Origin of the sequence: Myroides sp. JBRI-B21084, from assembly GCF_030545015.1 — a bacterium.
Taxonomy (GTDB): domain Bacteria; phylum Bacteroidota; class Bacteroidia; order Flavobacteriales; family Flavobacteriaceae; genus Flavobacterium.
In genome coordinates this window covers 1,771,756-1,784,540 of sequence record NZ_CP120653.1, presented here as the reverse complement: position 1 = coordinate 1,784,540, position 12,785 = coordinate 1,771,756, and the positions used below count along the sequence as shown (strand labels likewise).

9 protein-coding genes, 1 tRNA gene and 2 rRNA genes are annotated in these 12,785 nt (G+C 36.7%); 7 read left to right on the top strand and 5 right to left on the bottom strand.

From position 1 onward, the window contains the following. Window positions 1-27 precede the first annotated feature (27 nt). The 7 genes from P3875_RS08670 (at window position 28) to acs (ending at window position 8,485) form a co-directional block, all read left to right on the top strand. Window positions 28-101 (top strand) — tRNA-Ala (locus P3875_RS08670). A 113-nt stretch (window positions 102-214) separates the two neighbouring features. Next, window positions 215-3,097, top strand: a 23S ribosomal RNA gene (locus tag P3875_RS08665). 126 nt (window positions 3,098-3,223) lie between these two features. After that, window positions 3,224-3,335 (top strand): 5S ribosomal RNA (rrf, locus tag P3875_RS08660). Between the two features lie 263 nt (window positions 3,336-3,598). Next, window positions 3,599-4,231 (top strand): toxin-antitoxin system YwqK family antitoxin, encoded by a 633-nt coding sequence (locus P3875_RS08655; protein WP_303443570.1) that lies wholly within the window; start codon window positions 3,599-3,601, stop codon window positions 4,229-4,231. A 48-nt stretch (window positions 4,232-4,279) separates the two neighbouring features. Next, on the top strand, window positions 4,280-5,476 hold the full coding sequence (gene mnmA, locus P3875_RS08650; protein WP_303443569.1) for a tRNA 2-thiouridine(34) synthase MnmA: 1,197 nt from the start codon (window positions 4,280-4,282) through the stop codon (window positions 5,474-5,476). A 73-nt stretch (window positions 5,477-5,549) separates the two neighbouring features. Continuing rightward, complete coding sequence (locus P3875_RS08645; RefSeq protein ID WP_303443568.1) at window positions 5,550-6,488, top strand: NAD(P)H-dependent flavin oxidoreductase; 939 nt, start codon at window positions 5,550-5,552, stop codon at window positions 6,486-6,488. An 89-nt stretch (window positions 6,489-6,577) separates the two neighbouring features. Further along, window positions 6,578-8,485 carry an acetate--CoA ligase gene (gene acs / locus P3875_RS08640; protein WP_303443567.1) on the top strand — a complete coding sequence of 636 codons (1,908 nt, stop codon included), beginning with the start codon at window positions 6,578-6,580 and terminating at the stop codon, window positions 8,483-8,485. A gap of 36 nt (window positions 8,486-8,521) precedes the next feature. Here the strand turns inward: acs and P3875_RS08635 are convergent, their stop codons facing one another. The 5 genes from P3875_RS08635 to thrS all read right to left on the bottom strand — a co-directional run bounded on the left by P3875_RS08635 (window position 8,522) and on the right by thrS (window position 12,699). After that, window positions 8,522-9,337, bottom strand: coding sequence for a 2,3,4,5-tetrahydropyridine-2,6-dicarboxylate N-succinyltransferase (locus tag P3875_RS08635; protein ID WP_303443566.1), 816 nt, complete (start codon window positions 9,335-9,337; stop codon window positions 8,522-8,524). A gap of 120 nt (window positions 9,338-9,457) precedes the next feature. Next, window positions 9,458-9,802 carry a 50S ribosomal protein L20 gene (gene rplT / locus P3875_RS08630; RefSeq protein ID WP_303443565.1) on the bottom strand — a complete coding sequence of 115 codons (345 nt, stop codon included), beginning with the start codon at window positions 9,800-9,802 and terminating at the stop codon, window positions 9,458-9,460. A gap of 116 nt (window positions 9,803-9,918) precedes the next feature. Beyond that, on the bottom strand, window positions 9,919-10,116 hold the full coding sequence (gene rpmI / locus P3875_RS08625) for a 50S ribosomal protein L35 (protein WP_303443563.1): 198 nt from the start codon (window positions 10,114-10,116) through the stop codon (window positions 9,919-9,921). 49 nt (window positions 10,117-10,165) lie between these two features. Next, window positions 10,166-10,642 (bottom strand): translation initiation factor IF-3, encoded by a 477-nt coding sequence (infC, locus tag P3875_RS08620; protein ID WP_442930314.1) that lies wholly within the window; start codon window positions 10,640-10,642, stop codon window positions 10,166-10,168. Window positions 10,643-10,758: 116 nt separating this feature from the next. After that, window positions 10,759-12,699, bottom strand: a complete 1,941-nt coding sequence (gene thrS, locus P3875_RS08615) for a threonine--tRNA ligase (protein ID WP_303443562.1) — start codon at window positions 12,697-12,699, stop codon at window positions 10,759-10,761. Window positions 12,700-12,785 lie beyond the last annotated feature (86 nt).

The window sequence follows — 12,785 nt, the reverse complement described above, 5'->3', positions numbered from 1 at the left end:
CGGCTGATAACTGAAAGCTAAAAGAATGGGGGATTAGCTCAGCTGGCTAGAGCGCCTGCCTTGCACGCAGGAGGTCATCGGTTCGACTCCGATATTCTCCACAATTCGCATCAAGCGAAAAAAGTTCATTGACATATTGAGATACATTTAAAAAGTAGAATAATATTAGAAATAATATAAAGCACATTTAATCTTTAGGGATTAAAGTAGAGCACAATAAGCAAAATAAGGGCGTATGGGGAATGCCTAGGCTCTCAGAGGCGACGAAGGACGTGATAAGCTGCGAAAAGCTGCGGGGATTGGCACATACGAATTGATCCGCAGATATCCGAATGGGGCAACCCACTATGTTGAAGACATAGTACACCGATAGGTGAGCAAACCCGCTGAACTGAAACATCTAAGTAGGCGGAGGAGAAGAAAACAAAAGTGATTGCGTAAGTAGTGGCGAGCGAACGCGCAGAAGCCCAAACCAAAGTTGTTACGGCAATTTTGGGGTTGTAGGACCACGACATTTTAAGCTAAGCGAATTAGAATCATCTGGAAAGATGAACCGTAGAGGGTGATAGTCCCGTATAGGTAAGTGAAGTATTAGATAGTGGTATCCTGAGTAGGTCGGGGCACGTGAAACCTTGATTGAAACCGGCGGGACCATCCGCCAAGGCTAAATACTCCTGAGAGACCGATAGTGAACCAGTACCGTGAGGGAAAGGTGAAAAGAACCGTGAATAACGGAGTGAAATAGAACCTGAAACCATACGCCTACAAGCGGTCGGAGCCCATTCGTTGGGTGACGGCGTGCCTTTTGCATAATGAGCCTACGAGTTACCGTTGCTGGCAAGGTTAAGTAATTAAGTTACGCAGCCGAAGCGAAAGCGAGTCTGAATAGGGCGCTATAGTCAGTAGTGGTAGACGCGAAACCGTGTGATCTACCCATGGGCAGGTTGAAGTTTGGGTAACACCAAATGGAGGACCGAACCGGTTGACGTTGAAAAGTCTTCGGATGACCTGTGGGTAGGGGTGAAAGGCCAATCAAACTCGGAAATAGCTCGTACTCCCCGAAATGCATTTAGGTGCAGCGCTGATATAGTTTATTAGAGGTAGAGCTACTGATTGGATGCGGGGGCTTCACCGCCTACCAATTCCTGACAAACTCCGAATGCTAATAAATGATTTACAGCAGTGAGGGCATGGGTGCTAAGGTCCATGTCCGAGAGGGAAAGAACCCAGACCATCAGCTAAGGTCCCCAAATGTATGCTAAGTTGAAAAAACGCGGTTTGATTGCCCCGACAGCTAGGATGTTGGCTTGGAAGCAGCCATTCATTTAAAGAGTGCGTAACAGCTCACTAGTCGAGCGATCGAGCATGGATAATAATCGGGCATAAGTATACTACCGAAGCTATGGATTTGTATGTAAATACAAGTGGTAGGGGAGCATTCTAAACTGGGTAGAAGGTGATTTGTGAGAATTGCTGGACTGTTTAGAAAAGAAAATGTAGGCATAAGTAACGATAATGCGGGCGAGAAACCCGCACACCGTAAGACCAAGGTTTCCACAGCTATGCTAATCAGCTGTGGGTTAGTCGGGACCTAAGGCACACCCGAAGGGGGACGTCGATGGCCAACGGGTTAATATTCCCGTACTTGTAATAGTTGTGATGGAGTGACGCAGTGGTGAAAGTACCGCGAACTGACGGAATAGTTCGTTAAAGCACGTACCTATAGGTTTGATAGTAAAATGCGTCGAACTTGGAGAAATGCGATAGTACACGGAGCCTTCGGGCAAAGTGATAGTGTACCTAAAGGCTGTCAAGAAAAGCTTCTAAACTTAGATTATTACAACCCGTACCGCAAACCGACACAGGTGGTCGAGGAGAGTATCCTCAGGTGCTCGAGAGATTCATGGCTAAGGAATTAGGCAAAATAGACCTGTAACTTCGGGAGAAAGGTCGCCAGCAGCAATGCTGGCCGCAGTGAAAAGGTCCAGGCGACTGTTTATCAAAAACACAGGGCTCTGCCAAATCGTAAGATGAAGTATAGGGCCTGACACCTGCCCGGTGCTGGAAGGTTAAGAGGAGATGTTATCTTCGGAGAAGCATTGAATTGAAGCCCCAGTAAACGGCGGCCGTAACTATAACGGTCCTAAGGTAGCGAAATTCCTTGTCGGGTAAGTTCCGACCTGCACGAATGGTGTAACGATCTGGACACTGTCTCAGCCATGAGCTCGGTGAAATTGTAGTATCGGTGAAGATGCCGATTACCCGCAGTGGGACGAAAAGACCCTGTGCACCTTTACTATAGCTTAGTATTGTTCTTGGATAAGTGATGTGTAGGATAGGTGGGAGACTATGAAATGGCGTCGCTAGGCGTTGTGGAGTCATTGTTGAAATACCACCCTTTGCTTATCTGAGATCTAACTCGATACATGTTGAGGACATTGCTTGGTGGGTAGTTTGACTGGGGTGGTCGCCTCCAAAAGAGTAACGGAGGCTTCTAAAGGTTCCCTCAGCACGCTTGGTAACCGTGCGTAGAGTGCAATGGCAAAAGGGAGCTTGACTGCGAGACTAACAAGTCGATCAGGTACGAAAGTAGAGCATAGTGATCCGGTGGTTCCGCATGGAAGGGCCATCGCTCAAAGGATAAAAGGTACGCCGGGGATAACAGGCTGATCTCCCCCAAGAGCTCATATCGACGGGGGGGTTTGGCACCTCGATGTCGGCTCGTCACATCCTGGGGCTGGAGAAGGTCCCAAGGGTTGGGCTGTTCGCCCATTAAAGTGGCACGCGAGCTGGGTTCAGAACGTCGTGAGACAGTTCGGTCTCTATCTACTGTGGGCGCAAGAAATTTGAGTGGATCTGATTCTAGTACGAGAGGACCGAATTGGACTAACCTCTGGTGTATCAGTTGTGCCGCCAGGTGCATCGCTGAGTAGCTACGTTGGGAAGGGATAAGCGCTGAAAGCATATAAGCGCGAAACCCACCACAAGATGAGATTTCTTTAAAGGGTCGTTGAAGATGACAACGTTGATAGGCTACAGATGTAAAGGCAGTAATGTCATAGTCAAGTAGTACTAATAGCCCGTAAGCTTATGTGCTCTAGGAATTGCTTTATAAAAATAGTATTGAGAATTTAGTATTAAGACTAAACTTGAAATAATCTACAAAAAGTATCGAAAATATGTTAACAAAATAGTTTGTTACAAGTGTAATAAACCAAAAGCTTAAGGTGGTTATAGCATCGGGGCTCACCTCTTCCCATTCCGAACAGAGAAGTTAAGCCCGATAGCGCAGATGGTACTGCATTTTAATGTGGGAGAGTATGTCGCCGCCTTTTTTTAGTAAAACCCCAATCTGAAAAGATTGGGGTTTTCTTTTTTTTCATAGGTGCGGCGTGTCCCTTCGGTCAAGTCGTCGCCTTTTTTAGTATAACCCCAATCTGAAAAGATTGGGATTTTCTTTTTTTATACTTTAGAATATAGATTATTTCAAATTGTAATGTATTTTTTTAATTAAGCAAACTTAAATTTATTTATGGCAAAATTATTGCTGAATCAAATCCATAATGCTTATTTTTGAAATATTAAACTTAATAAAAGAATGAAACAATATATGTTTACAGCGTTAGCTGTTGTATCGGGATCGATTGCTGTTTATGCACAAGATGTAAATAAAACTAATGCAAATGGCCAACGTGAAGGTAATTGGATTGGTTATTATTCAAAAACAAATAATGTTAAATACGAAGGGACTTTTAAAAATGGAAAAGAGATTGGAGTTTTTAAGTTTTATGCAGATGAAGCTGAAAAAAAGCTAATTGCTACTAAAGAATTTAAAGCAGATGGTTCTGTATATTCTATTTTTTACAATGGAAAAAAGAAAATGTCTGAAGGAGTTTATATTAACAAATCAAAAGAAGGTGTTTGGAAGATTTATCATAAAGATGGTCAAAATGTTATGTCTGAAGAGCCTTACAAAAACGATAAACTTCATGGTATAAAAAAAGCTTTTTATGTTTCAGGTAAATTATCTGAAGAACTACAATACAAAAATGGAATTGAAGATGGTATTGCTAATCAATTTTCTGAAAATGGTGTAAAAATTAAAGAAGCAAATTATAAAAATGGGATTTTAGAAGGAAAATTAATCATACGTGATGCTAATGGTAAAATTACCGATGAAGCCGAATATGTTAACGGAAAGCTAATTGTTCCTAAAAATAAATCTAAATAAAAAACAACTCAATCAATTATCGTAACTTTGCTTTTCGATTTTTAAAAAATGAAAAAAAGAGTAGTAGTAGGCCTTTCAGGTGGAGTAGATTCAAGCGTTGCAGCGCAGTTATTAATAGATCAAGGATACGAAGTTATTGGTTTATTTATGAAAAACTGGCACGATGATACAGTTACTATTTCCGATGAATGTCCTTGGTTAGAAGATAGTAACGATGCTTTATTGGTTGCTGATAAATTAGGAATCCCTTTTCAAACAGTTGATTTAAGTGAACAGTACAAAGAGCGTATTGTAGATTATATGTTCAATGAATATGAAAACGGTAGAACACCCAATCCGGATGTTTTATGTAATCGTGAAATTAAATTCGATGTATTTATGAAAATTGCATTAGAATTAGGTGCCGATTATGTTGCTACTGGACATTACTGCAGAAAAGAAGAAGAAATTATAAACGGAAAAACAGTTTATAAATTATTAGCGGGTAAAGATCCAAATAAAGATCAATCGTATTTTTTATGTCAGCTATCGCAAGAGCAATTAGCAAAAGCTTTGTTTCCAATTGGTGAATACTTAAAACCTGAAGTAAGAGAAATTGCTGCAAAAAATAATTTAATTACAGCAGCAAAAAAAGATTCTCAAGGACTTTGCTTTATTGGAAAAGTACGTTTGCCTGAGTTTTTGCAACAACAGTTAAAACCCAAAAAAGGTATCATATACGAAGTTTCTAAGAATAACGATGTTTACAATCAATCAAAGCCATTTTTTAACGATTTAGATGATGAATTGCTTTGGGAAGCAACATCGGTTAAATATACACCCGAAATGGCTAAAAAAGTGGGTGAACACAATGGGGCTCATTATTTTACAATGGGTCAACGTAAAGGTTTAAATGTAGGAGGAACGCAAGAAGCCTTGTTTATTATTGATACAAATGTAAACGATAACGCTATTTATACAGGTCAGGGAAATATGCATCCTGGGTTGTTTAGAAAAACACTATTGGTTCAATCACATGAAATTCATTGGATTCGAGAAGATTTAAGACTAAAGAATGGTGAACAAATGGAAGTAATGGCGCGTATACGTTACCGCCAACCATTACAAAACGCAACATTACATCAAACCGAAAAAGGATTGTTTGTTCGATTTAATGAACCTCAATCTGCCATAACCGAAGGGCAATTTGTATCGTGGCATATTAACGACGAATTATTAGGTTCGGGCGTAATTTCTAAACTTTAAAAATATTTAAAAACAATAAAAAACCAAGCAAAATAAGCTTGGTTTTTCTATTTTTGTATAAAACTATAAAAAAATGAATAAAATTACTCAACTATTCAATATAAAATATCCAATTATTCAAGGTGGAATGATATGGAACAGCGGTTATAAATTAGCAGCAGCGGTTAGTAATGCAGGTGGTTTAGGTTTAATAGGCGCTGGTTCAATGTATCCTGAAGTTTTGCGCGAACATATTCAAAAATGCAAATTGGCAACTTCAAAACCTTTTGGAGTAAACGTTCCTATGTTGTATCCAAATATAGAAGAAATAATGAATATTATTGTTGAAGAAGGTGTGAAAATTGTATTTACTTCAGCAGGAAATCCTAAAACATATACAAATTGGCTTAAAGAAAAAGGTATTACGGTTGTACATGTTGTAAGTTCTACAAAATTTGCACTAAAAGCTCAAGAGGCTGGGGTTGATGCTGTTGTTGCAGAAGGTTTTGAAGCAGGTGGGCATAATGGTAGAGAAGAAACTACAACGTTTACCTTAATACCAATGGTTAAAAAACAACTACAAATTCCGTTAATAGCTGCTGGTGGTATTGCAACAGGTAAAGCCATGCATGCAGCCATGATTTTAGGTGCCGATGCCGTGCAAATGGGTACACGTTTTGCAATGACAATAGAAAGTTCGGCTCATCAACATTTTAAAGATACTTGTGTTAATGCACAAGAAGGCGATACATTTTTAACTTTAAAGGAATTGGCTCCGGTACGTTTAATTCGCAATAAATTTTTTAATGAAGTTGCAGAAGCATATCAAAATTGTGCTACTGTAGATGATTTAAAATCACTTTTAGGCAGAGCCAGAGCAAAGCGCGGTATGTTTGAAGGTGATGTAGATAATGGTGAACTGGAAATTGGTCAAATTGTGGGGTTAATTAATGAGATTAAACCTGTTAACGAAGTAGTTTCTGAAATCATTAATGAATTTAATCAATCAATTCAAACCAACTTTGCATTTTAATTGATTTATAAAACTATTAAAAAGGAATATTTTACTCATAAATATTCCTTTTTTTATTAATTTTAGTATGCTAAACTACACAATTAATTATGAGTTATTATAAAATTGCCGATTTAGAGCAATATTTTAAACATTATAAAAAATCGGTTCGTGAACCAAGAAAGTTTTGGAGTAAAATTGCCGAAGAAAATTTCACATGGTATCAGGGTTGGGATAAAGTTTTTGATTTTGATTTTCCTAAAGGGGAAATAAAATGGTTTGTAAACGCAAAATTAAACATTACTAAAAACTGTATCGACCGACATTTATCAAAACGTGGCGATAAAACGGCTCTTATTTTTGAACCCAATAACCCTTCAGAAGAAGCTCAGCGCATTACATACAACGAATTGTATATAAAAGTTGCTAAAACAGCCAATGTTTTAAAATCGTTAGGTATTAAAAAAGGCGATAGAGTTTGTATTTATTTACCTATGATTCCCGAATTAGCCATAAGCATGTTGGCTTGTGCACGAATTGGAGCAATACATTCGGTTATTTTTGCCGGATTTTCAGATGCTGCCATTCGTTCAAGAGTTGAAGATTGTAATGCAAAGTTAATAATTACGGCCGATGGAGGTTTTAGAGGAGATAAATCAATAAAAATTAAAGAAATTGTTGATAAAGCAATTGAAAATGTAACTTCAGTTGAAAAAGTATTAGTCGTAAAACGTACAAATGAACAAGTTGCTTTTAATCCTTTACGTGATGTGTGGTTTAACGATTTGTATCAAGATGCTAACGATACAAATATAGCCGAAATTATGGATGCCGAAGACCCTTTATTTATTTTATATACATCAGGTTCAACAGGTAAACCAAAGGGTATGGTTCATACAACTGCAGGATACATGGTACAAACAGCTTATAGTTTTCAAAATGTATTTAACTATAATGATACAGATGTTTTTTGGTGCACGGCAGACTTAGGATGGATAACGGGGCATTCATATATTTTATACGGCGCTTTATTAAATGGGGCAACAACGGTACTTTTTGAAGGAATTCCTACATTTCCGAATCCATCGCGTTATTGGGATATAATTGATAAACATAAAATCACACATTTTTACACGGCACCTACAGCTATACGTTCGTTAATGACAGCTGATTATTCATACGTTGCATCACATAATCTATCTTCATTAAGAGTTTTAGGATCGGTTGGCGAACCAATAAACGAAGAAGCGTGGCATTGGTTTAACGATTTTATAGGCAAAAAACGATGCCCAATTGTTGATACTTGGTGGCAAACCGAAACTGGGGCTATTTTAATTGCTCCCATTGCATGTGTAACTCCAACAAAACCAACATATGCAACGTTGCCATTACCGGGTGTTCAAGCTGTTTTAATGGATGATAAAAACAACGAGATTAAAGGTAACCAAGTTATGGGTAGCTTGTGTGTAAAATTTCCATGGCCTTCTATAGCAAGAACTATTTGGGGCGATCACGAGCGTTTTGTAAAAACTTATTTTTCCGATTTTCCTGGAACTTATTTCACTGGCGATAATGCGTTACGTGACGAAGTAGGTTATTACCGAATTACAGGTAGGGCAGATGATGTGGTAATTGTTTCGGGCCATAATCTTGGTACAGCTCCTATTGAAGATGCAATTAATCAACATCCAGCGGTTGCAGAATCGGCAGTTGTAGGTTTTCCGCATGATATTAAAGGAAATGCTTTGTATGGATATATTTCATTAAAATTAGAAGGAACTTCACGTGATAAAGATAATTTAAAGAAAGAAATCAATCAATTAATTGCAGATCATTACGGACCAATTGGTAAATTAGATAAAATTCAATTTGTTACCGATTTACCTAAAACCAGATCGGGAAAAATATTACGTCGTGTTTTAAGGTCTATAGCTTTAAATCAATTAGATAATTTTGGTGATACATCAACAATGATTAACCCCGAAGTTGTTAAGAATATTATTGCTAATCGTTTATAAAAAAAATCCCTTTGCACTGCAAAGGGATTTACTATTTTATACGGCTACGTTATGCTCACGTAGCGCATCGTTTAACGACGTTTTTTTATCGGTACTTTCTTTACGTTTACCAATAATTAATGCACATGGAACTTGATATTCACCTGCTTCAAATTTTTTGGTGTAAGAACCAGGAATAACAACAGAACGTTCAGGTACATAACCTTTTAATTCTATTGGAGTTTCGCCAGTAACATCAATAATTTTTGTTGATGCAGTTAAGCAAACATTTGCACCTAAAACGGCTTCTTTACCAACACGAACACCTTCTACAACAATACAACGTGATCCAATGAATGCATTATCTTCAATAATTACTGGTGCAGCTTGTAATGGCTCTAAAACACCACCAATACCAACACCACCAGATAAATGTACATTTTTACCAATTTGTGCACATGAACCTACAGTAGCCCATGTATCAACCATAGTACCTTCATCTACATATGCACCAATGTTTACATATGATGGCATTAAGATAACACCCGCCGAAATATATGCACCATGACGCGCAACAGCATTAGGCACTACGCGTATTCCTTTTGCAGCATAATTTCTTTTTAAAGGCATTTTATCGTGGTATTCAAAAATACCAGCTTCTAATGTTTCCATTTTTTGAATAGGGAAGTACATAACTACAGCCTTTTTAACCCATTCGTTAATTTGCCATCCACCGTCAATTGGTTGTGCAGTACGTAATTCACCATTATCAATTAAATCAATAACTTTTCTAATGGCTATTTGTGTTTCTTCTTGTTGCAACAATTCTCGGTTTTCCCAAGCGTGCTCTACAATATTTTGTAATTCTTGCATAAAAAAATCATTTTTGCAAAGGTATTAATCTTAAAGCATAAATATTGTATTTAAAACAAAAAAACCTGCTAAAAGCAGGTTTTTTTTATGATAAGTAAGATAAACGGGTTTTACAAACGTTTATTTAATTTTATTAACGATAGCTGTGAAAGCTTCTGGGTGATTCATTGCTAAATCTGCTAAAACCTTACGGTTTAATTCAATGTTATTAGCTTTGATTTTACCCATGAATTGTGAATAAGACATTCCGTGTAAACGAGCACCAGCGTTAATACGCATAATCCATAACGCACGGAAATTTCTTTTCTTTTGTTTTCTATCGCGGTAAGCATATTTCATTGCTTTTTCTACCGCGTTTTTAGCTACTGTCCAAACGTTTTTACGTCTTCCGAAGAAACCTTTGGCTTGCTTCAAAATTCTTTTTCTTCTTGCTCTTGATGCTACTGCATTATTTGCTTTTGGCATAATTTTAAAATTTTTTTGTAGTAAGGCGGGTAGTTTTTTATACCACTTTCGATTTTATTTCAATCGGCCCACTCCAGGGTTATTAAATTGTTTTAACCTAAAAAACAATAAATAGATTAAACTATTCTTAATTGTTCTTTAATGCTTCTTTCGTCTGATTTATGTACTAAACCAGAATGAGTTAAAGCTAATTTACGCTTTTTAGACTTCTTTGTTAAGATGTGGCTTTTAAAAGCGTGTTTTCTTTTAATTTTTCCAGAACCAGTAACGGTAAAACGTTTCTTAGCACTAGATTTTGTTTTCATTTTAGGCATTTGTCCTAGGTATTTATGTTATCTTACTTAACAATATTTTGCAAAAATACTAATTTTTCTTTTTAGGTGCAATATACATTGTCATTCTTTTACCTTCAAGAACAGGCATCGCTTCTACTTTACCAAATTCTTCAAGATCTTGAGCTAAACGCAATAATAAAATTTGACCTTGTTCTTTATAGATAATAGATCTTCCTTTAAAAAATACAAATGCTTTTAATTTAGCGCCTTCTTTAAGGAACTTCATGGCATTTTTCTTTTTAAACTCGTAATCATGTTCGTCTGTTTGTGGACCAAAACGAATTTCTTTAACCGTAATTTGTGCAGTTTTAGCCTTCAACATTTTGTCACGTTTCTTTTGCTCGTAAAGAAACTTTTTGTAATCGATAATTTTACAAACAGGAGGGGCTGCATTTGGAGAAATTTCAACCAAATCTAATCCTTGTTCATCAGCCATAGCTAATGCTTGTGATGTTTTGTAAACTCCTGGTTCTACGTTATCGCCTACTAAACGAACTTCAGGCACACGAATTGCTTCATTAGTTTTGTGTGCGTCTTCCTTTTTTTCCTGAGGTTTAAAACCTCTTCTGTGATGTACTGCTATGGGTATATAATTTTATGCTTGTTGTCAAGCGGTTAAACTTAAAATTGTTTTATGGTTTTATTTATTTCATCTTGAATTAAAGATGTAAAATCTTCAATAGTCATTGATGTGTTTGTTTTACCTGATTCACCTTGTTTACGTACCGAAATCACATTGTTTTTTTCTTCATCCTCGCCAATAATCAGCATGTACGGATACTTTTGTAATTCAGCTTCACGAATTTTTTTACCTATGGTTTCGTTACGATCGTCAAGTTTGGTGCGAATTTCGTTATTTTCCAACAAATTTAAAACTTTTTTCGCATAATTTTCATATTTTTCGCTTAAAGACAATATGATAACTTGTTCAGGCATTAACCATAATGGGAAATGACCACCTGTATGTTCTAATAAAATAGCAATAAAACGTTCCATTGAACCAAATGGTGCACGGTGAATCATTACAGGGCGGTGTAATTTATCATCAGAACCTTTATATGTTAAATCAAAACGTTCAGGCAAGTTGTAATCTACTTGTATGGTTCCTAATTGCCAACTACGTCCTAAAGCATCTTTCACCATAAAATCTAACTTTGGTCCATAGAAAGCGGCCTCACCTGATTCTATTACATAGTTTAAGCCTTTATCTTTAGCTGCACTTATGATTGCATTTTCAGCTTTTTCCCAATTTTCAACCGAACCTATGTATTTATCAGGATTACTTAAATCGCGAACTGATACTTGCGCTGTAAAGTTTTCAAAACCTAATGATCCAAATACATAAAGTACTAAATCTATAACTTTTTTAAATTCTTCATCTAATTGGTCTGGTGTACAAAATATGTGTGCATCGTCTTGAGTAAATCCGCGAACACGAGTTAAACCGTGTAGTTCGCCTGATTGTTCATAACGGTAAACTGTTCCAAATTCAGCATAACGCTTAGGTAAATCTTTATAAGACCAAGGTTTTGCGTTGTAAATTTCGCAGTGATGCGGACAATTCATTGGTTTTAATAAAAATTCTTCACCTTCGGCTGGTGTATGAATTGGTTGAAACGAATCGGCACCGTATTTTGCGTAATGACCTGATGTTACGTATAATTCTTTTTGACCAATGTGTGGAGTTACCACTTGTTCATAACCTGCTTTCTTTTGTGCTTTGCGTAAAAATTGTTCTAAACGGTCGCGCAATGCAGCTCCTTTTGGTAACCATAATGGTAAACCTTGCCCTACACGTTGTGAAAAATGAAACAATTCTAATTCTTTTCCTAATTTACGATGATCGCGACGTTTTGCTTCTTCAATCATCTCTAAATATTCGGTAAGATCTTTTTGTTTAGGGAAAGAAATTCCGTAAACACGTGTTAATTGCTTGTTTTTTTCATCACCACGCCAGTAAGCACCAGCTACTGAAAGAATTTTTACAGCCTTTATAATACCAGTGTTTGGGATATGACCACCACGACATAAATCAGTAAAGGTAGCATGATCACAAAAAGTGATGGTACCGTCTTCTAAATTTTCAATTAATTCAGTTTTATACTCGTTATCCTTATATAATTCTAATGCTTCTGCTTTTGTAGCGGCACGCATTTTAAATTCATGCTTTTCTTTTGAAATGGCTAAAATGCGATCTTCAATAGCTTTAAAATCATTGTCTGAAATTTTATTTTCGCCAAAATCAACGTCGTAATAAAAACCATTATCTATTGCAGGACCAATTGTTAGTTTTATGCCTGGATACATTTCTTGTAAAGCTTGGGCCATTACATGCGATGTTGAATGCCAAAATGCTTTTTTACCTTCGGCATCGTTCCAAGTAAATAAAACCAAATTACCATTGGTGGTTAAAGGCGTAACTGTTTCTACGGTTGTATCGTTAAAGTTTGCTGAAATTACGTTACGTGCTAAACCTTCGCTTATACTTAAAGCGACCTCGTGCGGAGTTACACCTGAAGCGTATTCGCGCACTGAACCATCTGGTAATGTTATTTTAATCATTCTACTTATATATTTATTAGGCAAATATAATAAAGAATTATTTTCGTTAACAAAAAATAATTTGCTTTCATTATGAAATGTTTCAG

Bases quoted from the DNA above. Each gene is read 5' to 3' on its own strand.
- P3875_RS08635 (WP_303443566.1), bottom strand. From the start codon at position 9,337: ATGCAAGAATTACAAAATATTGTAGAGCACGCTTGGGAAAACCGAGAA.
- P3875_RS08655 (WP_303443570.1), top strand. From the start codon at position 3,599: ATGAAACAATATATGTTTACAGCGTTAGCTGTTGTATCGGGATCGATT.
- mnmA (WP_303443569.1), top strand. From the start codon at position 4,280: ATGAAAAAAAGAGTAGTAGTAGGCCTTTCAGGTGGAGTAGATTCAAGC.
- rpmI (WP_303443563.1), bottom strand. From the start codon at position 10,116: ATGCCTAAAATGAAAACAAAATCTAGTGCTAAGAAACGTTTTACCGTT.
- P3875_RS08645 (WP_303443568.1), top strand. From the start codon at position 5,550: ATGAATAAAATTACTCAACTATTCAATATAAAATATCCAATTATTCAA.
- thrS (WP_303443562.1), bottom strand. From the start codon at position 12,699: ATGATTAAAATAACATTACCAGATGGTTCAGTGCGCGAATACGCTTCA.
- rplT (WP_303443565.1), bottom strand. From the start codon at position 9,802: ATGCCAAAAGCAAATAATGCAGTAGCATCAAGAGCAAGAAGAAAAAGA.
- acs (WP_303443567.1), top strand. From the start codon at position 6,578: ATGAGTTATTATAAAATTGCCGATTTAGAGCAATATTTTAAACATTAT.